Source organism: Bordetella parapertussis, from assembly GCF_020735925.1.
Classification (GTDB): domain Bacteria; phylum Pseudomonadota; class Gammaproteobacteria; order Burkholderiales; family Burkholderiaceae_B; genus Bordetella; species Bordetella pertussis.
This window is the reverse complement of the sequence record NZ_CP085971.1, coordinates 3,070,480-3,095,737: the sequence shown is the minus strand read 5'-3', so window position 1 is coordinate 3,095,737 and position 25,258 is coordinate 3,070,480. Positions and strand designations below refer to the sequence as shown.

Sequence of the window (25,258 nt, the reverse complement as noted above, 5' to 3'; positions counted from 1 at the left end):
CAAAGGGTACTGGGGTCTTTTCGGAGCTCTCTATGAAAGCAATTACAGTGTCGAACCTTTTTTTCCGGCGCTTCGGCGCGGCCGCGCTGGTCGCGTTCATGGCAGTAACCGCCGCGGGCACGCAAGTCCAGGCGCAGACGCAGGTCGCCCCCCCCGCGGTGGCGTTACCCGATTTCACCGGGATCGTCGAGAAAGTCGAGCCCGCCGTTGTCAACATCCGTACCACGGCCACCGTGCCGGTGCGCGGCGGCCCGGGCGGCGGCAACGATCCGTACGAATTGTTCCGCTGGTTCTTCGGCCCCGATTTCCAGCCGCCCGGCCCGGCGCCCGGCCAGCGCCGCAAGCAGCCGCAGCCCCAGCCTGAAGAGCGCACCATTCCGCGCGGCGTGGGGTCGGGCTTCTTCATCTCGGCCGATGGCTACATCCTGACCAACAACCACGTGATCAGCGATGCCACCGATATCTACGTCACCCTGACCGACGGGCGCGAGTTCAAGGCCAAGGTGATCGGTTCGGACGACCGCACCGACGTGGCCCTGATCAAGATCGACGCCAAGGACATGACGCCGCTGACCATCGGCGATCCCAAGACGCTGAAGAAGGGGCAGTGGGTGCTGGCCATCGGTTCGCCGTTCGGCCTGGACTCCACCGTCACCGCGGGCATCGTCAGCGCCATCGGCCGCGATACCGGCGAATACCTGCCCTTCATCCAGACCGACGTGGCCGTCAACCCGGGCAACTCGGGCGGGCCGCTGCTGAACCTGCAGGGCGAGGCCGTGGGCATCAACTCGCAGATCATTTCGCGCAGCGGCGGCTTCATGGGCATTTCGCTGGCCATTCCCATCGATGAGGCCATGCGCGTGGTCGACCAGTTGCGTGCCACCGGCAAGGTGACGCGCGGCCGTATCGGCGTGCAGATCGGCGAGGTCGGCAAGGACGTGGCCGACGCCATCGGCCTGCCGCGCGCCGAAGGCGCGCTGGTCAGCAGCGTCGAGGCCGAAGGCCCGGCCGAGTCGGCCGGCGTGCAGCCCGGCGACGTGATCCTGAAGTTCAACGGCGAGCCCATCAAGCGCTGGTCCGATCTGCCGCGCATCGTGGGCGAGACCAAGCCGGGCACCAGCGCCAAGATGGACGTCTGGCGCAAGGGCCGCAACGTGACCCTGTCGGTCAAGGTGGCCGAGCTGAAGTCCGATCGCAGCGCCGCGACCGCGGACGAGGGCAAGCAGGCCGAGCCGACGGCCGAGAACCACCTGGGCCTGGGCGTCGTCGACGTGCCGTCCGATACGCAGCGCAAGCTGCGCATCAAGGGCGGGGCGCAGGTGCGCGTGGCCGAGGGCGCGGCCGCGCAGGCAGGCCTGCAGGAAGGCGACATCGTGCTGGCGGTCAACGACACCGACGTCACGGACGCGGCCCAGTTCAACAAGCTGGTGTCGCGCCTGGACAAGAAAAAGGCCGCCGGCCTGCTGGTACGCCGCGGCGACCAGACCCAATGGGTCGCGGTGCAGCCCGCCAGCAAATAGCGCTCAATAACCGGCTAAAATGGCTGGTTGCCGCAACGAGGGGGCGCATGGCGCCCCCTCGTTTTTGGCTCGCCCGCGTAAGGCGCGGTCCGACCGATATGCCGGTTTGCTCTGTCCCTAATTAATCACTATGCAGCATATCCGCAACTTTTCCATCATTGCCCACATCGATCACGGTAAATCGACGCTCGCCGATCGCCTGATCCACCGTTGCGGGGGGCTGGCCGAGCGCGAAATGTCCGCGCAAGTGCTTGATTCCATGGATATCGAGCGCGAACGGGGTATCACGATCAAGGCGCAGACCGCGTCCCTGCAGTACAAGTCGCAGGACGGCACGGTCTACAACCTCAACCTGATCGATACCCCCGGACACGTCGATTTCTCGTACGAAGTCAGTCGTTCGCTGTCGGCCTGCGAAGGCGCCTTGCTGGTGGTCGACGCCTCGCAGGGCGTCGAGGCCCAGACCGTGGCCAACTGCTACACGGCCATCGAGCTGGGCGTGGAAGTGCTGCCGGTGCTCAACAAGATGGACCTGCCGCAGGCCGATCCGGAAGCCGCGCGCCAGGAGGTCGAAGACGTGATCGGCATCGACGCGTCCGAGGCGGTGCTGGCCAGCGCCAAGACCGGCATGGGCATCGACGAAATCCTCGAATCCATCGTGGCGCGCGTGCCGCCGCCCAAGGGCGATCCGTCCGCGCCGCTGCAGGCGCTGATCATCGATTCGTGGTTCGACAACTACGTGGGCGTGGTCATGCTGGTGCGCATCGTCAACGGCGTGCTCAAGCCCAAGGACAAGATCCTGCTGATGGCGTCCCACGCCACGCATCTGTGCGAGCAGATCGGCGTGTTCACGCCCAAATCGCAGCCGCGGCCGGAGTTGTCGGCCGGCGAAGTGGGCTTTGTCATCGCCGGCATCAAGGAACTGGAACACGCCAAGGTGGGCGACACCATCACCCTGGCGGGCAAGCCGGCGGCCGAGCCGCTGCCGGGCTTCAAGGAAGTCAAGCCGCAGGTGTTCGCCGGCCTGTATCCGGTGGAAAGCTCCGAATACGACCAGCTGCGCGATTCGCTGGAAAAGCTGAAGCTCAACGACGCCGCGCTGATGTTCGAACCCGAAGTGTCGCAGGCGCTGGGCTTCGGCTTTCGCTGCGGCTTCCTGGGGCTGCTGCACATGGAAATCGTGCAGGAGCGCCTGGAGCGCGAGTTCGACATGGACATCATCACCACCGCGCCATCGGTGGTCTATGAGGTCGAACAGCGCGACGGCACGGTCGTGACCATCGAAAGCCCGTCGCGCATGCCGGAAATCGCCAAGATCGCCGATATCCGCGAACCCATCGTCAAGGTGACGCTGTTCATGCCCCAGGAATACGTGGGGCCGGTGATGACGCTGTGCAACAACAAGCGCGGCGTCCAGCTCAACATGAGCTATCACGGGCGTCAGGTGCACCTGACCTACGAGATTCCGCTGGCCGAGATCGTGCTCGATTTCTTCGACAAACTGAAATCGGTGTCGCGCGGCTATGCGTCGATGGACTACGAGTTCGTGGAATACCGCTCGGCCGACGTGGTCAAGGTGGATCTGCTGATCAACGGCGACCGCGTCGATGCGCTGGCCATGATCGCGCACCGCAACAATGCGCGCTACCGGGCGCGCGAGGTGGTTTCGCGCATGCGCGGCCTGATCCCGCGCCAGATGTTCGACGTGGCCATCCAGGCGGCAATCGGCGCGGAGGTCATCGCGCGCGAGAACGTCAAGGCGCTGCGCAAGAACGTGCTGGCCAAGTGCTATGGCGGCGATATCTCGCGCAAGAAGAAGTTGCTGGAAAAGCAGAAGGCCGGCAAGAAGCGCATGAAGCAGGTCGGCAGCGTGGAAATCCCGCAAGAGGCGTTCCTCGCCATCCTGCAAGTCGAAGACAAGTAAAACCAGATAGGCGACCTACCCGATGAGTTGGAACTTTGCCCTGATACTTTTTGTACTGCTGGTGATTACCGGCGTTATCTGGGGATTGGATCTGGCGCTGTTTCGCAAGCGACGCGAACGGCGGGCCCAGGCGGCGGCCGCGCAAGTGGATGCCGCCGGCATCACGGATGCCGAGCAGGCCGGCCGCGAGCGGCGCGAGGCCATCGACGCGGCGCGCCGCGCGCCCTGGTGGATCGAGTATGCGGTCAGCTTCTTCCCGGTGATCCTGTTCGTGTTCGTGCTGCGCTCGTTCGTGGTCGAGCCGTTTCGCATTCCGTCGGGGTCCATGCTGCCCACGCTGCAATCGGGCGACCTGATCCTGGTGAACAAGTTCAGCTACGGCATCCGCCTGCCCATCATCGATCGCAAGATCATCGAAACGGGCTCGCTGGAGCGTGGCGACGTGGTGGTGTTCCGCTACCCGGTCGATACGGATGTCGACTACATCAAGCGCATCGTGGGCCTGCCGGGCGACCAGGTGGCCTACCTGGACAAGAAGCTGTACATCAACGGAAAATTGGTGCCGCATGAGCGCGACGGGGATTATTTCGAGCCCGATCGCGTGTCTTATATTGCGCAGTACAAGGAAAAACTCGGCGAAGTGGAGCATAAAATCCTGCTTGATGAGCAGAAAATGCAGGATTTTGGCCCCATCTGGAAATTTCCCAACATCCAGAACTGCCAGTACGCCCGCAACGGCGTGCGCTGTACCGTCCCCCCCGGCCATTATTTCGCCATGGGAGACAACCGTGACAATAGTGCGGACAGCCGCTACTGGGGATTCGTGCCAGACGGTAATATCGTGGGGAAGGCATTTTTTGTCTGGATGAACTTCAGCGATTTGAGCCGCATTGGCCGCTTCCATTGACCGCTATGTCCCTTGCCACGCTGGAAACCCGCCTCGATCACCGCTTCGGTGACAAGGCACTGCTCGAGCAGGCGCTCACGCACCGCAGCCACGGTGCGCGCCATAACGAGCGGCTGGAGTTTCTCGGCGACTCGGTGCTGAACTTCGTCGTCGCGGCGATGCTGTTCGAGCGCTACGGCAAGCTGGACGAAGGCGACCTGTCGCGCCTGCGCGCCAACCTGGTCAAGCAGGCCTCGCTGGCCGACATCGCCCAGCGGCTGGACCTGTCGCAATACCTGCGCCTGGGCGAGGGCGAGCTCAAGAGCGGGGGCTTTCGCCGCCCCTCCATCCTGGCCGATACGGTCGAGGCGCTGTTCGGCGCGGTGTTCCTGGATGCCGGCTTCGAGGCCGCGCGCCGGGTCATCGTGCGCCAGTACCAGCCCGTCATGGCGCATGTCGACCCCAAGACGCTGGGCAAGGATGCCAAGACGCTGCTGCAGGAGTTCCTGCAGGGCCGCAAGCTGGCGCTGCCCCAATACACCGTGGTGGCCACGCATGGCGCCGCGCACAGCCAGCAATTCGAGGTCGAATGCGCCATCCCGGCGCTGGAGATCAAGATCGTGGCGCCGGGCGCCAGCCGCCGCGCCGCCGAACAATCCGCCGCCAAGGTCGCCCTGGAGGCGGCCCAGGCCGTGCTGCCAGCGGCGCGTGCCGCGCGCAAGTCGGGCAAGGCCCGCAAGACCGCGCAATTGTCGCTGCCCGTGGCAGTGGCCCAAGAGGTTAAATGAGCAATCCGCAATTTCGCGCCGGCTTTGTCGCCATCGTCGGCCGCCCCAATGTGGGCAAGTCCACCCTGACCAACGCGCTGATCGGCACCAAGATATCGATCGTGTCGCGCAAGGCCCAGACGACCCGCCATCGCATCCATGGCGTGCTCACGCGCGAGCACGAGCAGTTCGTGTTCGTCGATACGCCGGGTTTCCAGACCCGCCACGGCGGCGCCATGAATCGCATGATGAACCGCGTCGTGACGCAGGCGCTGGCCGACGTCGACGTCGTGGTGCACGTGGTCGAGGCCGGCAAGTGGTCCGAAGGCGACGCCAAGCTGCTGCCCCTGCTGCCCAAGTCGCGCCGCAGCATCCTGGTGGTCAGCAAGATCGACGCCCTGAAGAACCGCGACGAGCTCTTCCCGTTCGTCAGCAAGCTGATGGCGCTGCATGCCTATGACGCGGTCGTGCCGGTGAGCGCGACCAAGGGCCAGCAGCTGGACCAGTTGCTCGACGAGATCGCCGCCGGCTTGCCGCAAGGCGATCCCATGTTCGAGGAAGACACCCTGACCGACCGGCCGGTGCGCTTTATCGCGGCCGAGCTGGTGCGCGAGAAGATCTTCCGCCTGGTCGGCGACGAACTGCCCTATGGCTGTACCGTGGTCATCGAGCAATGGGAAGAAACCGAGAGGGGAGTGCGCATCGCCGCCTGCGTGGTGGTCGAACGCGAAAGCCACCGGCCCATCCTGCTGGGCGCGGGCGGCATGCACATGAAGCGCATCGCCACGGAGGCGCGCCAGGATATCGCCAAGCTGCTGGACATGCCCGTGCACCTGGAAATCTACATCAAGGTGCGCAAGGGCTGGTCCGACCGCGAAGGCGCGCTGCGCGACCTGGGCTATGAGTAGACGCGCGCAGCGCGTTCATGACATTCCCGGCTATATGCTCCACGCCACGGCGTGGCGCGAAACCTCGCTGATCGTCCAGGCGTTCTCGCGCGAGTACGGCTGCATTGCGCTGGTGGCCAAGGGCGCCAAGCGTCCCTATTCGGTGTTGCGCCCGGTGCTGTCGGCATTCCAGCCGCTGCTCCTGTCCTGGAGCGGCGCCGGCGAGGTCAAGACCATGACGCGCGCCGAGATCGCCGGGGTGCGGCCGCTGGGCGGCCCGGCGCTCATGTCGGCCTGGTACATGAACGAACTGCTGCTGCGCCTGTTGCCGCGCGAGGACGCGCATCCGGTGCTGTACGACGCCTACGACACCGCGCTGACGCAATTGTCGGCGGGCTCGCGCGCGGCCGGGGCGTTGCGGCGCTTCGAATGGATCCTGCTGCGCGAGACCGGTTATGGCCTGGACGAGGCCGAGCCCGATTTCAACGATCCCGCCATCGAGCCGGCGCTGCGCCGGGACCTGCGCGAACGCCTGGAGGCCAACCTGGCCGGCCGGCCGCTGTCCACGCGCAAGGTGCTGCTCGAGCTGCAGCGCCTGTAGCGCAGTGCGGAACCACGCCATGACTTTCACGCTGAGGCAGGTCGAGACGTTCCGCACCGTATACGAAACCGAAAGCGTGACCGCGGCCGCGCGCCGGCTCGACGTCTCGCCGGCCACGGTGAGCGCCACGCTGGCGGCGCTGGAGACGGCGATCTCGATGCGGCTGTTCGAGCGCGTGCGGCAGCGCATGGTGCGCACGCCCGAAGCCGATCTGCTGTACGAGGAAATCCGGCGCCAGAGCCTGGGCCTGGAGACGCTCGGGCGCAAGATCCGCGCCATCAAGGGCGCGGGCCAGCCGCGCTTGCGCGTGGGTACCATCCATGCCTACAGCGGCCTGGTGATCGAGCAGGCGCTGGTGCGCTTTCGCGGCCGTTATCCCGATACGCCGCTGTACCTGCAGGTGCGCGATTCCAATACCTTGCGCGACATGGTGGTGGCTGGCGAGCTGGACCTGGCGCTGGTGGCCGACGAGTCCGAGCTGCAAGGCCTGCGCGGCCATTGCCTGGCTCGCCTGGGCGCGGTGGCGGTGTTTCCGCGCGGCCATGCGCTGGCGCGTTTCGCGCAGCTGGAACTGTCGCAGCTGGCCGACGCAGCCCTGGTGCTGCTCAATCGCGAGGACGGCTCGCGCAAGCGGCTAGATGCGGTGTTCGCGCAACGCGGCATCGCGCCGCACGCCGCCATCGAAACGCCGTACTCGTCCACCGTCTGCCAACTGGCGCTGGCCGGCCACGGCGTGGGCATCGCCAACCCGGCCACGGCGATGGGCATGGCACAGGCCGGGCTGGAGTTCCGCCCGCTGGACGCCGACGTGCATTTCGCGTGCTACATGATCCTCCATGGCAGCCGGCCGCTGTCGAACGCCGGCAAGTACTGGGCAACCTGCCAGCGGGCCGCGCTGGCCCTGCTGGTGGAGCAATTCGGCGTCGACGCGCAGGTTTAGTCGCGCCGCCCGTCCGAGGTCAGGATCAGCGCCACGCGCGACCTGGCGTCCAGCGCGCCGGCAGCCTTGAGCGCCGGCACGGCGGCAAGCGCCGCGGCCGACGACAGCTCGGCGGCGATGCCCAGCGCGCCCAGCGCCGCGCGGGCCCGCGCGGCCTGCTCGTCCGCGACATCCACGGCCCGTCCGCCGCTGCGCGCCAGGGCCTGCATCGATTGCAGGGTCACGGTGCCGCCGGCGATGGAATACTGCGCCGTCGGCTGTTCCCACACGCCGCGCGCATCGCCGGCGGCCAGCGCGTGCGCCAGGCGGGGATAGGGTTCCACCGCATGCAGGCGCGGCAGCCGCGCGATCGCGCCGCGCCGCAACAGCGCCTGCCAGCCCAGGCAGATGCCCCACAGCAGATCGCCCCGGGCCGTGGGCACGATGATGTCGGTGGGCAGGTTGTCGCACTGGGCAGCGAGTTCGGCGGCGATCGGCTTGTAGCCCTCCACGCCGTAAGGGTGGGTGCCGACCGGCGGGTTGAGATAGTTGGTGCCGGCGAACGCGCCCTCGTCGCGGCATAGCGTCGCCACGTAGGGCCAGCGCGCCAGGCTGTCGGCGAAGCTGTGCAGGCGCGCGCCGAACTGCTCCATGGCGGCGCGTTGCCGCGGCGGGCAGGTGGGCGCAATGGCGATGTCCACCCGCAGGCCGGCGGCGGCCCCGTAGGCCGCCAGCGCCACGCCGGCGTTGCCGCTGGACGCGGCCGCCAGCCGCTTGGTGCCGGCCAGCACCGCGCGCGACACCAGTTGCGCAGCCATGCGGTCCTTGTGGCTGCCCGTCGGGTTGCCGCTTTCGCATTTCAGCCAGACTTGCGCCACCCCGTGCGCATGCGCCAGCGCCGGCGCGTCGAGGCAGGGCGTGCGGCCTTCGCCCAGCGTGATCGGCGCGAGGACCGGCAGCGGCATCGGCTGCGTATCGGCCGGTTCGTATTCGCATGCGAGCGAGGCCGGGTAGCCGGCCGCCAGGCAGCGCGGGCAGCCTTCCGGGTAGTCGCCCGGCGGCACGGCGTGGGAACAGCGCAGGCAGCGCAGGCGGGACAGCGAGGGGTTCATCAGCATGGATCAGTACAGCGTGGAGAGAGTTTCGAAAGGACGGGCGGGGGCGATCTGCAGCAGGCAGTCGCCGTCGTCGCTGCGCGCCAGCGCACGCAGGCACACCACCGTGCCATCCTGCGGGCTGGCCAGCGCCAACGGCGGCCGATCGGGCCGGGCCGGTTCGCACAGGGTGCCGACTTGCTGGCCGGCGGCGACCTGTTGTCCCAGCGCGACCGACGGGATGAAGACGCCGGGCGCATCGGCCCGCATGCTGGCCCGGGGCGCGTCCACGTCATGGAAGGCCTCCAGCGGGCCAGGCATGGCATGGTGTGCGTCGACCATGTCCAGTCCGGCCAGGCAGGACAGCATGCCGTCGCGGCACAGCCTTACCAGCTCTTGGGACGTCTCGGCGCCGCCGCCGATTTCCGCGCTCAGGCGCGCCACGCCCAGCCGGCTGGCGGCCGCCGGCATGGAGCCGGTTTCGACGCCGCGGAAGAACAGGCAGCGCGCCAGGCCGAAACCGCGCGCCAGCCGCGCCACGCGCTCGTCCCACGGGTCGTCGCCGTAGCGCGTGATCACCGTCGCCGGCAGGTAGCGCAGCGAGGCGCCGCCGCTGTGCACGTCGATCATGTACTGCACCTGCGGCAGGATGCGCGTCTGCAGGGCATGCGCCACGGCTTCGGTATAGCCGCGCGCCGGCGCGCCCAGGAAGGCGCGATTGAGGTTGCCGCCGTCGGCCGGCGACAGCCGCGTGCCGGCCAGGCTGGCCTCGGCGTTGGCCGCCGGCGCCACGTACACCGTGCCGCGCCGCAGCAGGCCGGGCAGGGCGTGCCATAGTTCGAGCAGGGCGGCCTGGCCTTCCCACTCGTCGCCGTGCACGCCGGCCATCAGCAGCACGGCCGGCCCGGCGCCGGCCTCGATGCGCAGCACCGGCACCGTTACCCGCCGGTACGCCGAGCGGTTGGTGGCCGCGGCACATGAAAAATCCGCCCGGCTGGTGCGGGTCATGGGTTGGCCGCCTGGATCACGCTGCGCCATTTGGGCAGTTCCTTGTCGACCTGCGCCTGCACCTGGGCGGGCGGGCCGCCCAGGGGTTCCTGCGAACGGCTGCGCAGTTCCGCGGATACCGCCGGCGCGGCCAGCGCCGCATTGAGGGCCTGGTTGAGCCGCGCCAGCGCCTCGGGCGGCGTGCCGGCCGGGGCGACCAGGGAGCTCCAGGCGCCTTGCTCGTAGTCGGGGTAGCCCTGTTCGGCCACCGTCGGCACGTCCGGGTTGGAGGCCACGCGCTTGCGCGTGGTGACCGCCAGCGCCCGCAAGCGGCCATCCTTGAGATTGCCGATCAGCGGCGGCAGGTTCTCCATCATGGAGTCGACATGCCCGCCCAGCAGGTCGGCCAGTTGCGCTGCGGTTGCCTTGTACGGAATCTGGCGCACCCCCGCGCCCGTCTGCGCGATGAACAGCTTCACGTCCACTTCGCTGGTGGTGCCCGGATCGGCCGAGGTCATGGTGATCCGGTCGGGCTGCGCCTTGCTTGCGCCGATCAGGTCCTGCAGGGTCCGGTAGGGCGAGGCCTGGCTGACCACGATGACGTTGGGCGTTTCCGCCACCAGCCCGATCGGCGCGAGGTCCTTGTCGATGTCGTACATCTGCTCCTTGAACAGGAAGCGGTGCAGGACGAGGGTGCCGACGTGGGCATAGCCGATGGTGTAGCCGTCGGGAGCGGCGCGCACCACGGCCTGGGTGCCGATCCGCCCGCCGGCGCCGACGCGGTTCTCGATGACCACGGGCTGGCCCAGTTGCTTGCTCATTTCCTGCCCGACCAGGCGGGCCGTGATGTCGGCATTGCCGCCCGCCGCGGCGGGAACGATCATCGTGATGGCGCGGGCCGGAAAATCCTCGGCCTGTACGCCGGAACAGGCCAGCGTCAGCGCGCCGGCCAGGGCATAGCGTAGGTACATGGCGATTCCCCTGTCGTAGTGGTGATGGTGCCGCCATTGTGCGAGGGGCAGGGGCGTCTGTTGTTTAGTGCAATCGAATGGTTGTTCGGATAGATCAAGTACTTGGCCCGCCTCGGGCATGCCGGAGGCGAAAAAAAAAGGCTTGCCGTCGGCAAGCCTTTTTCGATGCGCAGCAGGAATGCTTATTCGCGGTCGCCGCCAAAGATTCCCAACAGCATCAGCAGATTGGAGAAGACGTTGTACACGTCCAGATAGATGGCCAGGGTCGCCGACACATAGTTGGTTTCGCCGCCGTTGATCACGCGCTGCAGGTCCACCAGCATGAAGGCCGAGAAAATGACGATGGCCAGCACGGAGATGGTCAGCATCAGCGCCGGCATCTGCAGGAAGATGTTGGCCAGCGCCGCCACCAGGATGACCACCGCGCCGGTGAACAGCCACTTCTGCATGCCCGAGAGGTCACGCTTGATGGTGGTGGCCAGCGTGGCCATGGTCCCGAACACGATGGCGGTGCCGCCGAATGCGGTCATGACCAGCTGGGCGCCATTGCCCATGCCGAGCACGAACCCCAGCAGGCGCGACAGCATCACGCCCATGAAGAACGTGAAGGCCAGCAGCAGGACCACGCCCAGCGAGTTGTTCTTGTTCTTCTCGATGGCGAACATCAGGCCGAAGGCGCCCACCAGGAATACGATGGCGCTCAGGCCGGGGCTGGCGCCCATGACCTGGTTGATGCCGGTGTACAGGCCGACCGCGGCGCCCAGAACCGTTGGCACCAGGGACAGCGCGAGCAGCCAGTACGTATTGCGCAGCACCTTGTTCCGGACGACTTCGCCCGGGGCGCCGGCATACGCGCCGGAGCGGTTAAAGGGGGACGGACGGGTTTCGTTCATTGACGACTCCTATGTGCGGCAAAAAAACTTGCCTCGCGAGCTTAGACGATAAGTCTACCTGACAGTTCCCTGAAAAATCCATCGGAAACCGGGCCCTGTTCAGCCGGGCCGCACGTTGCGCATGACCCGCGCCAGGATGGCGGGCAGTTCGGCATCCAGCCGGGCGCGGATGCCCGCCACGGCCTCGTCGATGGCCGCCGTGAGGGTTTCCTCCAGCTCGGCTTGCAGCACCGCGCGCAGCACGGCGTCGCCGGGCTGGAACGGGGTATCGGGCGCGCTGGCCGCCCCGGACTCGTGGGAGACCGGGGGCGCCGATGCCTGCTCGGACAGGCGCGGTATGGCGGCTGGGGCCTGCGGGCTGCCCAGCCCGGGTTCGACGCGGTCGGTCAGGGTGGGGATGCTGGAGTCGGAGTAGTGGTGGGGCATGGCAGCCTCCCGGAAAGGCGGGCGAGTCCGTCAGGCCTCGCCCGCGCGGCTCAGGTCATGGCTGTGCAGCGCATGGCCGGCATTCTGATAGTCGCGCCAGCGCTGGCGCGCCGCCTGGCGGTCGGCCGGGTCGTCGGAGACGATTTCCAGCAGGCGCTCGTAGCCATCGAAGTTGGGCGGGCAGCCGTCATCCAGGTTCAGCAGCCAGGGGCGGCTGTCGCCGGTGGTGGCCAGCGCCAGGGCAGCGGCGGGGTCGCCCGCGGTCAGTAGGACCGGCGTGTCGGCCGCCAGCGCGTCGTTGGCCAGCACATGCGGCACGAACGAGACGTCCTCCAGGGCCCACAGCATCCGGTCGAAGGCGGCCAGGCGTCCGCCGTCGGCGCAGTAGACCACCAGCCGCTGGCCCGCCTGGAAGCGCTTGCGTGCGGTGCGGCAGGCCGCGCGCAGGCGGTCCGGAGCGCCGAAGGCGAAGTCGATGCGCGTCATGGCGGCCAGCCCCGCGTTCAGCCTGCCTGGTCCAGCAGGTACTGCATCAGCAGCGGCACCGGCCGGCCGGTGGCGCCCTTGTCCTTGCCGCCGCGCCAGGCCGTGCCGGCGATGTCCAGGTGCGCCCACGGATAAGCCTTGGTGAAGCGCGACAGGAAGCAGGCCGCCGTGACCGCGCCGGCCGGGGGGCCGCCGATGTTGGCGATGTCGGCGAAGTTGGACTTGAGCTGGTCCTGGTAGGCATCGTCCAGCGGCAGGCGCCAGGCCGGGTCGAGCGACTGGCGGCTGGCGGCCAGCAGCGCGTCGGCCAGCGCGTCGTCCTTGGAGAACAGGCCGCTATTGACGTTGCCCAGGGCTACCACGCAGGCGCCGGTCAACGTGGCGATGTCGATCACGGCCGCGGGCTTGAAGCGCTCGGCGTAGGTCAGGGCATCGCACAGCACCAGGCGGCCTTCGGCGTCGGTGTTGAGGATCTCGATGGTCTGGCCCGACATGCTGGTGACTACGTCGCCGGGCTTGTTGGCCTTGCCGCTGGGCAGGTTCTCGCACGCCGCGATCAGGCCCACCACATCCAGCGGCAGCTCCAGCTCGGCCAGGGCGCGGAACGTGCCCAGCACGCTGGCCGCGCCGCACATGTCGTACTTCATTTCGTCCATCGTGGCGGCCGGCTTGAGCGAGATGCCGCCGGCATCGAAGGTGATGCCCTTGCCCACCAGGACGACCGGGCCGGCCTTGTCCTTCTTGGCGGGCTTGCCGGCATGGCGCAGCACGATGAACCGCAGCGGCTCTTCCGAGCCGCGCGCGACCGAGAGGAACGAGCCCATGCCCAGCGCCTCGACCTGCTTGCGTTCGAGCACCTCGACCTTGAGGCTCTTGAATTCGCGCGCCAGCTTCTTGGCGGTATTGCCGAGATAGGCCGGCGTGCACACGTTGCCGGGCAGGTTGCCCAGCGTGCGGGTCAGTTCCATGCCGTGGGCGATGGCCGCGCCTTCGCGCAGGCCCAGCTGCGTCTGCGCGGAGGCCGCGCGGTCGACCACCTGGACGATTTTCTTCAACCTGGGGCGGGCGTCGCGATTGGCCTTGCCGAACGTCGCATCGTAATGGTAGGCCGCCGCGCCCGCGGCGATGGCGGCGCTGCGCGCGCGGGCGCGCACCGGCACGCCCTCGATGGCCACGCCGGCCAGGGTCGACACGCCTTCGCCCACCTGGGCCGCGACGCACGCCGCGGCGAACGCCTGTTCGGCGCTGGCGTGCGCGCGGGCGTTGTATTCGGCCTGCTTGCCCAGGCCCACCAGCACCACGCGCTGGGCGCTGACGCCGGCCAGGCTGCGCAGCACCAGCGTGCCGCCGGTGCGGCCGCGGAACTCGCTTTTCACCACGGCGGCCACGGCACCGTGGCTGGCGCGGTCGATGACTTCCGCCGCGGCGCTGAGCACGCCGTCGGCGAAGACGCCGACGGCCAGGGCCGCAGTCTTGATCTGATGCAGGGAGGCAGTGGTCTGTGTGCTAAATTCCATGAGGCTTTTCCGATTGCACGTAAGTTGCGGTCGATTATCCCGCATATTCTCACATGTCTCTATTCAAACGGTCTGTCGTCAGCGAGATCACCAGTCACGCTGGCGTCGTGTTTTCCACGCTGGTGGTGGTCTGGCTGAGCGTCCTGCTGGTGCGCCTGCTGGGCGAAGCCGCCGGCGGCTCGATCGGCGCCGATGTCGTGCTCGGCCTGGCGGCCTTTTCCACCATCACGGCATTGCCGACCATCCTGGCCGTGTCGCTGTTCATCGCCGTACTGACCACGGTAACACGCAACTATCGCGAGTCCGAGATGGTGGTGTGGTTCGCCAGCGGCTTGTCCCTGGCCGACTGGCTGCGCCCGGTGGCGCGGGTGGCCGTGCCGATTGCGATGCTGGTGGCGGCGCTTACGCTGGTCGCGTCGCCCTGGGCCTACCGTCAGATCGGCGAATACCGCGAGCGCTTCGAGCAGCGCTCCGATCTTTCCAAGGTGACGGCGGGGCAGTTCGCCGAATCGGGGCGCGGAGACCGCGTATTCTTCGCCGAGGACCCCGTGCGCCCGGGCGATGAGCTGGGCGCGGTGTTCGCGCGCTCGATCGATCCGGAGTGGCTCAGCGTGCTGACCGCCAGCAATGCGCGCAGCGAAACGCTGCCCAACGGCGACCGTTTCCTGGTCCTGGGCGAAGGGCACCGCTACGATCTCAAGCCGGGCACGCCGGAAATCAGGCTGGTCAATTTCGATCAGTATGGCGTGCGGCTGGAAAGCAAGGCGGGCGAAGATCCCATGGCCGAGGCGCGCGCGGCGGCCGAGCGCTTCAGCAAGGCGCGCTCGACGATGCAACTGGTCCAGGACAACACCGACAGCAGCTGGTCGCAGATCATGTGGCGGGTGGCGATGCCGCTGGCGGCCCTGAACCTGGCGCTGCTGGCGATCCCGCTGGGCGCGGTCAATCCGCGCCTGGGACGCTCCGGCGACCTGCTGATCGCCGGCCTGGTCGGCCTGCTGTACATGAACATGATCAACCTGTCGCGCGCCTGGATCAGCAGCGGCAAGATCAGTTTCAGCATCGGCGTATGGGCCGTGCACGCCGTGGTGGCGCTGCTGGCGGCCTACCTGCTGATGCGCCGCCTGCGGGTGAAGGCGCCGCGCAACGCCGGACGCGGCGCCTAGGGCAGGTATTGCAATGCGGCGCCGCGGCCTTGCAGCAGCGCCGCATTGCGCATGACCGAGCGGCGCATGAACTCCCACAGCGCGCTGACGCGCTTGAGGCGGCGCAGGTCTTCGTGGCAGTACATCCAGAAGCTGCGCATGATGGCGATGTCGTCGGGCAGCACGGGGGTCAGGCGCGGGTCCTGCGCGGCGATGAAGCAGGGCAGGATAGCCAGCGACTGTCCTTGCAGGGCGGCGTGGTACTGGGCGATGACGCTGGTGCTGCGCAGCACCACCTGGCTGTTGGGCAGCACGTCCTCGAGGTAGCGCAGGCGTTCGCTGAACAGCAGTTCGTCCACGTAGCCGATGAAGTTGTGCCCGGCCAGGTCGGCGCGCTCGCGGATCGGCGCGTGGCGCGCCAGGTAAGCGGGCGTGCCATACAGCATCAGCGTGTAGTCGCACAGCTTGGTGCAGACATACGGGCCGCGCTGCGGCCGCTCGATGGTAATGGCCAGGTCCGCCTCGCGTTTGGACAGGCTGACGAAGCGGGGCACCGGCAGGATATCCAGGGTGATGTGCGGGTAGCGGCGCTGGAAGTCCGCCGCCAGCGGGGTCAGCACATAGCTGCCGAATCCCTCGGTGGCGCCGATGCGCACATGCCCGGACAGCGCCTGCCCGATGCCGGAGAGGTTTTCCCGCGCGGTGTGCACGGTGCTTTCCATCTGCTCGGCGAAGACGAACAGGCGTTGCCCGTCCTCGGTCAGCACGTAGCCCGCGCTGCGCGACTTCTCGAACAACAGGCTGTCGAGCTCGGCCTCCAGCGCGCGGACGCGGCGCGCCACGGTCGTGTGTTCCACGCCCAGCTTGCGCGCGGCGGCGCTGACTCGCTGCGTGCGCGCCACTTCCAGGAAGTAGCGCAGGCTGTCCCAATCCAGCATGGCGGCTCTCTTGTGTATTTTTGCACAAGGAATGTGCATTTGTTTCGTTGATTGTGGATTTTCACACATCTACACTAGGACGGGAGGACGCCTTGGGCGCACCCGTGCAGGACCTAGAAAAACCACAGGAGACAGATTCATGAAATCGCGCGCACGCGGGTTTGCCGCAGGCTTGTGCCTGGGCGCCATGTTGGTGGGTCAGGCGATGGCGGCGGACAAGCCGCCGGTGAAGATCGGCATCCTGACCGATATGTCGGGCACCTATGCCGGCATGGGCGGGCCTGGTTCGGTCGCGGCGGCGCAACTGGCGATCGACGATTGCCTGGCCGCCGAATGCAAGGGCATGAAAATCGACCTGGTTTCGGCCGACAACCAGAACAAGACGGACGTCGGGGCGGCCAAGGCGCGCGAGTGGTTCGACCGCGATGGGGTCACTGCCATCTCCGACCTGACCAACTCGGCCGTGGCGCTGGCGGTGCAGGGTATCGCGCGCGAGAAGAACAAGGTCGTGATGTTCTCCGGGCCGGCCGCCACGGCGCTGACCAACCAGGATTGCTCGCCGCTGGGCTTTCACTGGATGTTCGACACCTATTCGCAATCGGCCGGCGGGGCCAAGGCCACGGTGCGGGCGGGCGGCAAGTCCTGGTACTTCATCACCGTCGATTACGCCTTCGGCCACTCGCTGGAGGCCGATACCGCCAAGGCCGTCCAGGCGCTGGGCGGCACGGTGGCAGGCAGCGTGCGCCACCCCTTGAACGCGCCCGATTTCGCCTCGTACCTGCTGCAGGCGCAAAGCTCCAAGGCCCAGGTCGTGGCGCTGGCCAATGGCGGCCAGGATACGGTCAACGCCGTCAAGCAGGCGCGCGAGTTCGGCATCGTCGAAGGCGGCCAGCGGCTCGTTTCGCTGCTGGTATTCCTGTCCGACCTGCGCGCGCTTGGGCTGGACAACGCCCAGGGCCTGTCCTATGTGGACGGCTTCTACTGGGACTATGACGACGCGACGCGCCAGTGGTCGGCGCGCTTCGAGAAGGCGTTTCGCGGCCTGAAGCCCACCATGGTCCAGGCCGGCGTCTATTCGAGCGTGCTGCATTACCTGCGCGCGGTCGCCGCCAGCGGCAGTACCGACGGCAAGGTCGTGGCCGACAAGATGCGCGAATTGCCGGTCAAGGCCCCGATCATGCGCAACGCGAGCATCCGGCCCGACGGCCGGGTGATCCACGACATGTATCTGTACGAAGTCAAAAAGCCTGCCGAGTCCAAGGGCGGCTGGGACTATTCCAAGCTGGTGGCCACCATTCCGGCCGCCGAGGCCTTCCAGCCGCTGGCCGAGTCGACCTGCCCGCTGGTCAAGAAGTAAACCGGTCCGGTGCCGCGCGCCGCGCGAGCGGCGCCGGCAGCGCCTGTCCAACACGGCCCGCCGGGCCGCATTCCAAGCAGTGTGAGGAGCAGAGAAATGAGCGAAGTTCACCGTTTGCCGCTATTGATCGGCGGCAAGCTCGTGCAGTCCAAGACCACCCAATGGCGCGACGTGATCAACCCCGCCACCCAGGAGGTCGTGGCCCAGGTGCCGTTCGCCACCCGCGAAGAACTGGACCTGGCCGTCGCCAACGCCAAGGAAGCCTTCAAGACCTGGCGCAATACCGGGCAGGGCGCGCGCATGCGCGTCATGCTCAAGCTGCAGCAGCTGCTGCGCGACAACACCGGCAAGCTGGCCGAGATGATCACCCGCGAGCATGGCAAGACCCTGCCGGATGCCGAGGGCGAGGTCGGCCGCGGCCTGGAGGTGGTCGAGCATGCCTGCTCGATCGCCAACCTGCAGCTGGGCGAGTACGCCGAGAACGCCGCCGGCGGCATCGACGTCTACACGCTGATCCAGCCGCTGGGCGTGTGCGCCGGCATCACCGCGTTCAACTTCCCGGTCATGCTGCCGTGCTTCATGTTCCCGATCGCGGTGGCCTGCGGCAACACCTTCGTGCTCAAGCCGTCCGAGCAGGATCCCTCGTCGTCGCTGTTCCTGGCCCAGCTGGCGCTGGAAGCCGGCCTGCCGCCGGGCGTGCTCAACGTGGTGCACGGCGGTCCGGACATCGCCAACGGCCTGTGCGAGCACCCGGATATCAAGGCGGTGTCGTTCATCGGTTCGACCCGCGTGGGCACCGAGATCTACAACCGCGCCTCGGCCGCGGGCAAGCGCTGCCAATCGATGATGGGCGCCAAGAACCACTGCGTGATCCTGCCCGACGCCGATCCCGAAGTGGCGCTCAACCAGCTGGTGGGCGCGGCATTCGGCGCCGCCGGCCAGCGCTGCATGGCCACTTCGGTGGCGGTGATGGTGGGCGAGGCGCGCAACTGGCTGCCCGATTTCGTCGAGCGCGCCAGGAAGCTGAAGGTCAACAATGGCGTGGACCGCGAGGCCGATCTCGGCCCGCTGGTATCGCCCGCGGCCAAGCAGCGCGTCGAGGGCCTGATCCAGAAGGGCGTGGACGAGGGCGCCAAGCTGCTGCTGGACGGCCGCAGCCTCAAGGTGGCCGGCTTCGAGCAGGGCAACTTCGTCGGCCCGACCATCTTCGATGGCGTGACCGAGAACATGACCATCTACACCGAGGAAGTGTTCGGGCCGGTGCTGTGCGTGGTGGGCGTGGACACGCTGGAGGACGCGGTCGAATTCATCAATCGCAACCCCAACGGCAACGGCGTGGCGCTGTTCACGCAGGACGGCGGCGCGGCGCGCTACTTCCAGAACAACATCGACGTCGGCCAGGTGGGGATCAACATTCCTATCCCGGTGCCGGTGGCCTGGTTCAGCTTTACCGGCTCGCGCGGGTCCAAGCTGGGCGACCTCGGGCCCAACGGCAAGCAGGCGGTGCAATTCTGGACGCAGACGAAGACGGTGACGGCGCGCTGGTCCGCCCACGGGCGCGGCGTGAACACCACCATCTCGATGAAATGACGGCTCGATGCTGCGGGATCGCGTAAACTTATAGTAAAAAGTAATATAGACTCCTTCCTATATTACTTATAATTGGCTCCGTCTAACAGGGGCCAATTCATGAACCTGCAGCAATTCCGTTTTGTGCGCGAAACCATCCGGCGCGACTTCAACCTTACCGAAGCCGCCCGGATGCTCTATACCTCGCAGCCGGGCGTCTCGAAGGCGATCATCGAATTCGAGGACGAGCTCGGCATCAAGATCTTCGAGCGGCACGGCAAGCGCATCAAGGGGCTGACCAAGCCCGGGCTGGCCGTTTCGCAGGTGATCGACCGCATCATGCGCGAAGTCGACAACCTGAAGAAGGTCAGCGACGAGTTCGCCCGCCGCGACGAGGGCGGGCTGGTGATCGCCTGCACCCATACGCAGGCGCGCTACCTGCTGCCGCGCGTGATTCCGGCCTTTCGCAAGCAGTTTCCCAAGGTGCACCTGTCGTTGGCAGAGGGCAGCCCGTCGCAGCTGGCTGAGATGGTGCTGCACGAGCAGGCCGACCTGGCGCTGGCCACCGAGTCGCTGGCGCTGACGCCCGGCCTGGCGACCCTGCCGGTCTACACCTGGGAGCACACGGTGGTGGTGCGCCCCGACCACCCGCTTACCGAACTGACCTCCAGCCAGGCGCGGCGCCTGACGCTGGCCCAGCTGGCCGAATACCCCATCGTGACGTACGACCGGGCCTTTACCGGCCGCACCACGATCGACGAGATATTCGCCAACCAGGGCATCCACCCGGATATCGTGCTCGAAGCCATCGACGCCGACGTGATCAAGACCTATGTCGACGTGGGGCTGGGCATCGGCATCATCGCCGGCGTCGCGTACGACCCGCGCCGCGATGCCAACCTGGTGGGCCTGCCGGTGGGGCACCTGTTCGGCACGCACACCACGCGGGTAGGAGTGAAATCGGGGGTGTTCCTGCGCGATTACGTGTACACCTTCATGGAAATGATGGCCCCCGGCCTGACGCGCCAGGTGGTCAGCGAAGCGGTGCAGGGCGGGCCGGCCTGAACGGCCAGGCCCATGTCCCGGTGAAAGCGCGCCTGCGGCGCGCTTTTTCTTGCCCGTTCGCCCGGGGGACAGGCCGGCCGTGCGCCCGCGGATGCCGGCTATCCGAACAGGCCGAGCCATTGATAATATTAAATAAGAATCGGTCTCATTTATGTTGACTATACAATGGGAATCATTATCATTACCTACAGTCTCAACGACCGATGAGGTAAATCATGACGGCAGGACTCAGTGCAGTAGTGGTGGGCGCGGACCGGCTGGGCAACATCCCGGACCTGCTCAAAGGGCACAACATTTCGATCACCCATCACATCAGCGGGCGCGATCCATCCCATCAGAAGAAAACCTTGCAGCTACCGTCCGGTACGCAGCTTGTCATCCTTCTTACCGATTTCCTCGGCCACAACGTCATGAAAACGTTTCGCCATGCGGCGCAGCGAGGCGGCATCCGCGTGGTGGCGTGCCGGCGTTCGGTGTGCAGCATGCAGCAGGCATTGCACCAGTGCGGCCTGTGTGCGCGGTCGTGACCGCGCGGTAACGCCGTGCCGCCGTCATAGCCGCCAGGCATGGTCGCCGTAGCCGGCGCGCCAGTTGAGGCCCAAGCAAAAGCGCCCCGTTCGGGGCGCTTTTGCTTGGGCCTTCCGACAGGGAAGGCGGGCGTTCAGTTCGACGCGCGCGCCGAGGCGAGGCGGCTGTCGTCGATGCGGCGCGCGCCGTTGTAGCGCTTGGCCCAGTAGGCCACGGTCATGTTCTCGACACGCACCACGCCGCCGGAGCTGGGCGAGTGGATGAAGCGGTTTTCGCCCATGTAGATGCCGACATGCGAGTAGCGCCGGCCCAGGGCGTTGAAGAACACCAGGTCGCCCGGGCGCAATTCCTTGCGGTCGATATTGGTGCCCCAGCGGGCGATGTCGGCCGAGATGCGCGGCAGTTTCAAGCCCAGCGAGCGCTCGGCGGTATAGGCCACCAGGCCGCTGCAATCGAAGCCGGTATCGGGCGAGATGCCGCCGAACCGGTAACGCACGCCAAGCTGGCCCAGCGCTTCGCTGACCAGCGGGTTCTCGCCGCTGGTCTGCGACTGGCCGGCGCGCCGGTCGCGCTTGAGCTTCTGGGTGACCAGGATGCCTATCGGATCGTCGGCGCTGGCGACCCACTCGGTGTCGTAGGGATCGCTTTCGAAGGTATACGACGTTTTCTTGGCACCGGTGCCGGCGCAACCGGCCAGTCCCACCGCGCACGCTACCACCGCCAGCAAGCGCAGACCGCGGCTCGACAGGCTGATATTGCGTTCAGGTAGCGCGGGGTTGGAGTGTCGATGCATTCGCCGCAATAGGCCGTCCCCGATAAACGGAGCGTCCGTGGTTGTAATGAAATTTTCGGGGATTCTACCAAAGCTGTTGTGACGCTAGGATTTCGCAATACCGTCTGTAAGAAAAAAACTAGGCGAATATCGGGGGAATCCCCAGGATGCGCGGCAAGCCTGATGCAAGGTTTGCCGGCCACAATAGATGGTTGAGGCGCCAAAGAGCTACCGAACCATACCAGGAGACACCAATGAAAAAAACCCGGGATTTCCATTACCGTTCGATACATGATCGCGATGGGTTCTGGCGCGAGGAGGCAGGGCGGATTCATTGGGAGACGCCGTTCGAGCAGGTGATCGATTATTCCCGGCCGCCGTTTGCGCGGTGGTTCGTGGGGGGCAGGACCAACCTCTGTTACAACGCCGTCGACCGCTGGCTGCCGCAGCAGGCCGACCAGCCGGCGCTGATCTGGGTATCGACCGAAGTCGACCAGGAGCGCGTCTACACCCGCCAGCAGTTGCACGACGAGGTCAACGCCGTGGCGGCTATGCTGCGCGAGCAGGGGGTGGAGCGGGGCGACCGGGTGCTGCTGTACATGCCCATGGTGCCCGAGGCGGTGTTCGCCATGCTGGCGTGCGCGCGCATCGGCGCCATCCATTCGGTGGTGTTCGGCGGCTTCGCCTCGGTCAACCTGGCCCAGCGCATCGACGACGCCGCGCCCAAGGTCGTCGTCAGCACCGACGGCGGCTCGCGCGCGGGCAAGGTGGTGGCGTACAAGCCCCTGCTGGACCGCGCGCTGGCGCTGTGCCAGAAGCCGCCCGGCGCGGTGATCATCCTCGACCGGGGGCTCACGCCATGCGAGCGGCAGGCCGGCCGCGACCTGGACTACGCTGAGCTGCGCGCCCGCCACGAGGGCTCGCGCGTGCCGGTGCAATGGCTGGAGTCGTCCGAGCCGAGCTACATCCTCTACACCTCGGGCACCACCGGCCGTCCCAAGGGCGTGCAGCGCGACACCGGCGGCTATGCGGTGGCGCTGGCCTCGTCGATGGAGTACCTGTTCGACGGCAAGCCTGGCGATACCTATTTCTGCACCAGCGACATCGGCTGGGTGGTGGGCCACTCGTACATCGTCTATGGTCCGCTGATCGGCGGCCAGACGACCATCCTGTACGAAGGCACGCCGGTGCGGCCGGACGGCGCCATCCTGTGGCAGCTGGTCGAGCGCTTCGGGGTCAACACCCTGTTTTCCGCGCCGACCGCGGTGCGGGTGCTCAAGCGCCAGGACGCCGCGCTGCTGCGCCGGCACGACCTGTCCACGCTGCGCGCCGTATACCTGGCCGGCGAGCCCCTGGACGAGCCGACCGCGCAGTGGATTTCCCAGGGGCTGGGCAAGCCCATCATCGACAATTACTGGCAGACCGAGTCCGGCTGGCCGATCCTGTCGGCGCAGCCTGGCGTCGAGCGCGTGCCGACCCGCTTCGGCAGCCCCTCGTTTCCGGTCTACGGGTTCGACGCGCGCATCGCCAGCGAAAGCACCGGCGAGGACCTGGGGCCCGACGAGAAAGGCGTGGTGGCCATTGTGCCGCCCCTGCCGCCCGGTGCCATGTCCACCATCTGGGGCGACGACGAACGCTTCGTGCAGACGTACTTCACCTCGATTTCCGGCCGCCAGGTGTATTCCACGTTCGACTGGGGGCTGGTCGACCCGGACGGCTACTGGTTCATCCTGGGGCGCACCGACGATGTCATCAACGTCGCGGGCCACCGGCTGGGCACGCGCGAGATCGAAGAGTCGATCAACAGCCATGCGGGCGTGGCCGAGTGCGCCGTGGTCGGCGTGGCCGATACGTTGAAGGGGCAGGTGGCGATGGCCTTCGCGGTGCTCAAGGATCCGGCCGGCGCGGAAACGCGTGACGGGGCGCTGGCGCTGGAAGGCGATATCATGCGCGTGGTGGAAGACCAGCTGGGCGCGGTGGCGCGGCCGGCGCGCATCCGTTTCGTGGGTGCCTTGCCCAAGACGCGTTCCGGCAAGGTGCTGCGCCGCGCGATCGTGGCCGTCTGCGAGGGCCGCGACCCGGGTGATCTGACCACCATCGAAGATCCTTCCGCCCTAGAACAGATCAAGGAATCCCTGCAATGAAAACCAAACCCGTGCTGGTCGCCGACGATGTGAAGAAAATCCTGGCGGCGGCCGAAGCGCATGCGTTGGCCAACAAGTGGGCGGTCACCATCGCCGTCGTCGATGATGGCGGCCACCTGCTGGGTCAATTGCGGCTCGACGGCGCGGCACCGATTTCCGCGCACATCGCGCCGGCCAAGGCCGGCACGGCCGCGCTGGGCCGCCGTGAATCGCGCGTCTACGAGGAGATCATCAACAACGGCCGCCAGGCTTTCCTGTCGGCGCCGCTGCTCGAAGGGATGCTCGAAGGCGGCGTGCCCGTGACGGTGGACGGCGAAGTCGTGGGCGCGGTGGGCGTGTCGGGCGTGAAGTCCAGCGAGGACGCCGAGATCGCCCGCGCCGGCATCGCCGCGCTGGGCCTGTGACGTATCCGCTGCCGCCCGCCGGCGATCCGCCCGGGGGCGGCGCGGCGGCTGACGCCGGCGCGCTCCCCGCGCTGAACCCCGGCGTGACGCGCCGGGAAGTCTGGGCCTGGGCGATGTACGACTTCGCCAACTCGGGCTACACCACCGTCATCCTGACGACGGTGTTCAGCACCTATTTCGTCAGTGTGGTCGGCGGGCGCGCCCACTGGGCCACGCTGGCCTGGACGGCCGCGCTGTCGCTGTCCTACCTGGCCATCATGCTGACCATGCCGACGCTGGGCGCGCGCGCCGATGCGCGCGCCGGCAAGCGCCGGCTGCTCTACACCAGCACCCTGGGCTGCGTGGCGGCGACGCTGGTGCTGACACAGGCCGGGCCGGGCGACGTCTGGCTGGCGCTGGCCGCCGTGGCCTTGTCCAACTATTGCTATTGCATCGGCGAGTCGGTGGTGGCGGCGTTCCTGCCCGAGCTGGCCCGCCCGCATGCGCTGGGCCGCGTGTCCGGCTGGGGCTGGAGCTTCGGCTATTGCGGCGGCATGCTGGCGCTGGGGCTGTCGCTGGCGGTGGTGACGCTGGGCGAGGCGCGCGGCCTGGATGCGCCCCAATACGTGCCCTGGGTGATCGTCGTGACCAGCGCCATTTTCGCCATTTCCGCGCTGCCGTCGTTCTTCCTGCTGCGCGAGCGCGCCGTGCCGCATGCGGTGGCCCTGCAGGCGCCCGACATGCTGGGCCGGCTGCGGCGCGCCTGGCAGGACACCGGCGCCCACTATCCGGAGTTCCGCCGGCTGCTGATGTGCGGGGCCTGCTACCAGGCGGGCATCGCGGTGGTCATCACGCTGGCCGCGGTGTATGCGGAGCAGGCCATGGGCTTCACCATGCCCCAGATCATGCTGCTGGTGTTCACGGTGAATATCGCGGCGGCGGCCGGCGCTTTCGGATTCGGCTACCTGCAGGACCGCATCGGCCACAAGCGGGCGCTGGCGCTCACGCTGGCCGGCTGGATCGCCATGGTGCTGGTGGCCTACGCGGCGGTGACGGCCCCGGTGTTCTGGGTGGCGGCGGTGCTGGCCGGGCTGTGCATGGGCACCAGCCAGAGCGCCGGACGCGCCATGACCGGAGCCCTCGCGCCGGCCGGGCGGCTGGCGGAATTCTTCGCGCTGTGGACTTTCGCCATCCAGCTCGCGGCGGTGGTGGGGCCGCTGACCTACGGACTGGTGACCTGGCTGACTGTCGGCAATCATCGCCTGGCCATCCTGGTCACCGGGCTGTTCTTCGTGGGCGGGTTGATCCTGCTTACGCGCGTGGACATGGCGCGCGGCATCGCGCGCCGTGCTGCCTAGCCCCCGTGCCGGCTGCTATCCTTATGGTCTGACCACCACGCGGCTTATGGTCCGGCCACGATGGCCGCGCGCCTGCGATGATCGCGGATTGCCTGCCGCGCCTGTCGGCGGCGGCGCTCCG

24 protein-coding genes are annotated in these 25,258 nt (G+C 67.5%); 15 read left to right on the top strand and 9 right to left on the bottom strand.

The genetic code is table 11. From position 1 onward, the window contains the following. Nucleotides 1–32 precede the first annotated feature (32 nt). From LK409_RS14620 to LK409_RS14590, 7 genes are all read left to right on the top strand, one after another. On the top strand, nucleotides 33–1,520 hold the full coding sequence (locus LK409_RS14620) for a DegQ family serine endoprotease (RefSeq protein ID WP_003813791.1): 1,488 nt from the start codon (nucleotides 33–35) through the stop codon (nucleotides 1,518–1,520). A gap of 130 nt (nucleotides 1,521–1,650) precedes the next feature. Next, the gene (gene lepA / locus LK409_RS14615; RefSeq protein WP_003813789.1) at nucleotides 1,651–3,444 is read left to right on the top strand and encodes a translation elongation factor 4; all 1,794 of its coding nucleotides are present in this window, start codon (nucleotides 1,651–1,653) and stop codon (nucleotides 3,442–3,444) included. A 22-nt stretch (nucleotides 3,445–3,466) separates the two neighbouring features. After that, nucleotides 3,467–4,351, top strand: coding sequence for a signal peptidase I (gene lepB, locus LK409_RS14610; protein ID WP_010928996.1), 885 nt, complete (start codon nucleotides 3,467–3,469; stop codon nucleotides 4,349–4,351). 5 nt (nucleotides 4,352–4,356) lie between these two features. Continuing rightward, the gene (rnc, locus tag LK409_RS14605; RefSeq protein WP_023853248.1) at nucleotides 4,357–5,118 is read left to right on the top strand and encodes a ribonuclease III; all 762 of its coding nucleotides are present in this window, start codon (nucleotides 4,357–4,359) and stop codon (nucleotides 5,116–5,118) included. Then, nucleotides 5,115–6,005 (top strand): GTPase Era, encoded by an 891-nt coding sequence (gene era / locus LK409_RS14600; protein ID WP_003813784.1) that lies wholly within the window; start codon nucleotides 5,115–5,117, stop codon nucleotides 6,003–6,005. The genes rnc and era overlap by 4 nt, the downstream gene beginning before the upstream one ends. After that, on the top strand, nucleotides 5,998–6,585 hold the full coding sequence (gene recO / locus LK409_RS14595) for a DNA repair protein RecO (RefSeq protein ID WP_003813782.1): 588 nt from the start codon (nucleotides 5,998–6,000) through the stop codon (nucleotides 6,583–6,585). Before era ends, recO begins: the two co-directional genes overlap by 8 nt. 19 nt (nucleotides 6,586–6,604) lie before the next feature. Then, nucleotides 6,605–7,525 carry a LysR substrate-binding domain-containing protein gene (locus LK409_RS14590; protein WP_041937266.1) on the top strand — a complete coding sequence of 307 codons (921 nt, stop codon included), beginning with the start codon at nucleotides 6,605–6,607 and terminating at the stop codon, nucleotides 7,523–7,525. Here the strand turns inward: LK409_RS14590 and LK409_RS14585 are convergent. The 7 genes from LK409_RS14585 to LK409_RS14555 form a co-directional block, all read right to left on the bottom strand. After that, complete coding sequence (locus LK409_RS14585) at nucleotides 7,522–8,622, bottom strand: PLP-dependent lyase/thiolase (protein WP_010928994.1); 1,101 nt, start codon at nucleotides 8,620–8,622, stop codon at nucleotides 7,522–7,524. The genes LK409_RS14590 and LK409_RS14585 overlap by 4 nt on opposite strands. Nucleotides 8,623–8,625: 3 nt before the next feature. Next, complete coding sequence (locus LK409_RS14580; RefSeq protein WP_010926945.1) at nucleotides 8,626–9,606, bottom strand: M14 family metallopeptidase; 981 nt, start codon at nucleotides 9,604–9,606, stop codon at nucleotides 8,626–8,628. Next, nucleotides 9,603–10,556, bottom strand: a complete 954-nt coding sequence (locus LK409_RS14575) for a Bug family tripartite tricarboxylate transporter substrate binding protein (protein WP_076879831.1) — start codon at nucleotides 10,554–10,556, stop codon at nucleotides 9,603–9,605. Before LK409_RS14575 ends, LK409_RS14580 begins: the two co-directional genes overlap by 4 nt. 182 nt (nucleotides 10,557–10,738) lie before the next feature. Then, nucleotides 10,739–11,449 (bottom strand): Bax inhibitor-1/YccA family protein, encoded by a 711-nt coding sequence (locus tag LK409_RS14570; RefSeq protein ID WP_003813772.1) that lies wholly within the window; start codon nucleotides 11,447–11,449, stop codon nucleotides 10,739–10,741. Nucleotides 11,450–11,548: 99 nt separating this feature from the next. Further along, nucleotides 11,549–11,875: a hypothetical protein gene (locus LK409_RS14565; RefSeq protein ID WP_003813770.1), complete on the bottom strand. Its 327-nt coding sequence runs from the start codon at nucleotides 11,873–11,875 to the stop codon at nucleotides 11,549–11,551. Between the two features lie 30 nt (nucleotides 11,876–11,905). Beyond that, nucleotides 11,906–12,361 carry a DNA polymerase III subunit chi gene (locus LK409_RS14560; protein ID WP_003813769.1) on the bottom strand — a complete coding sequence of 152 codons (456 nt, stop codon included), beginning with the start codon at nucleotides 12,359–12,361 and terminating at the stop codon, nucleotides 11,906–11,908. A 17-nt stretch (nucleotides 12,362–12,378) separates the two neighbouring features. After that, complete coding sequence (locus LK409_RS14555) at nucleotides 12,379–13,878, bottom strand: leucyl aminopeptidase (RefSeq protein WP_010928991.1); 1,500 nt, start codon at nucleotides 13,876–13,878, stop codon at nucleotides 12,379–12,381. 53 nt (nucleotides 13,879–13,931) lie between these two features. On the opposite strand from LK409_RS14555, the gene lptF reads away from it, so the two are divergent. Next, nucleotides 13,932–15,044: an LPS export ABC transporter permease LptF gene (gene lptF, locus LK409_RS14550; RefSeq protein ID WP_010928990.1), complete on the top strand. Its 1,113-nt coding sequence runs from the start codon at nucleotides 13,932–13,934 to the stop codon at nucleotides 15,042–15,044. On the opposite strand, the gene LK409_RS14545 is transcribed toward lptF, so the two are convergent. Beyond that, a complete protein-coding gene (locus LK409_RS14545) occupies nucleotides 15,041–15,961 on the bottom strand; it encodes a LysR family transcriptional regulator (protein ID WP_010928989.1) in 921 nt (306 codons plus the stop codon). The genes lptF and LK409_RS14545 overlap by 4 nt on opposite strands. A 139-nt stretch (nucleotides 15,962–16,100) precedes the next feature. Between LK409_RS14545 and LK409_RS14540 the strand changes: the two genes are divergently transcribed. The 4 genes from LK409_RS14540 (at nucleotide 16,101) to LK409_RS14525 (ending at nucleotide 20,479) form a co-directional block, all read left to right on the top strand. After that, a complete protein-coding gene (locus LK409_RS14540; RefSeq protein ID WP_010928988.1) occupies nucleotides 16,101–17,318 on the top strand; it encodes an ABC transporter substrate-binding protein in 1,218 nt (405 codons plus the stop codon). Between the two features lie 96 nt (nucleotides 17,319–17,414). Further along, nucleotides 17,415–18,908 (top strand): CoA-acylating methylmalonate-semialdehyde dehydrogenase, encoded by a 1,494-nt coding sequence (locus LK409_RS14535; protein WP_003813760.1) that lies wholly within the window; start codon nucleotides 17,415–17,417, stop codon nucleotides 18,906–18,908. A 99-nt stretch (nucleotides 18,909–19,007) separates the two neighbouring features. Beyond that, on the top strand, nucleotides 19,008–19,952 hold the full coding sequence (locus LK409_RS14530; protein WP_003813758.1) for a CysB family HTH-type transcriptional regulator: 945 nt from the start codon (nucleotides 19,008–19,010) through the stop codon (nucleotides 19,950–19,952). 215 nt (nucleotides 19,953–20,167) lie between these two features. After that, nucleotides 20,168–20,479 (top strand): DUF2325 domain-containing protein, encoded by a 312-nt coding sequence (locus LK409_RS14525; protein WP_003813757.1) that lies wholly within the window; start codon nucleotides 20,168–20,170, stop codon nucleotides 20,477–20,479. A 134-nt stretch (nucleotides 20,480–20,613) separates the two neighbouring features. Here LK409_RS14525 and LK409_RS14520 read toward each other — a convergent pair whose 3' ends face one another. After that, the gene (locus tag LK409_RS14520) at nucleotides 20,614–21,273 is read right to left on the bottom strand and encodes a C40 family peptidase (protein WP_041937265.1); all 660 of its coding nucleotides are present in this window, start codon (nucleotides 21,271–21,273) and stop codon (nucleotides 20,614–20,616) included. Between the two features lie 233 nt (nucleotides 21,274–21,506). On the opposite strand from LK409_RS14520, the gene LK409_RS14515 reads away from it, so the two are divergent. From LK409_RS14515 to LK409_RS14505, 3 genes are read left to right on the top strand one after another with little or no spacing between them, the layout of a single operon-like run. After that, nucleotides 21,507–23,396 (top strand): propionate--CoA ligase, encoded by a 1,890-nt coding sequence (locus LK409_RS14515; RefSeq protein ID WP_010928986.1) that lies wholly within the window; start codon nucleotides 21,507–21,509, stop codon nucleotides 23,394–23,396. Next, nucleotides 23,393–23,800, top strand: a complete 408-nt coding sequence (locus LK409_RS14510) for a heme-binding protein (RefSeq protein WP_010926942.1) — start codon at nucleotides 23,393–23,395, stop codon at nucleotides 23,798–23,800. Before LK409_RS14515 ends, LK409_RS14510 begins: the two co-directional genes overlap by 4 nt. Then, the gene (locus LK409_RS14505; RefSeq protein ID WP_010928985.1) at nucleotides 23,797–25,137 is read left to right on the top strand and encodes an MFS transporter; all 1,341 of its coding nucleotides are present in this window, start codon (nucleotides 23,797–23,799) and stop codon (nucleotides 25,135–25,137) included. Before LK409_RS14510 ends, LK409_RS14505 begins: the two co-directional genes overlap by 4 nt. The last annotated feature ends 121 nt before the right edge of the window (nucleotides 25,138–25,258 follow it).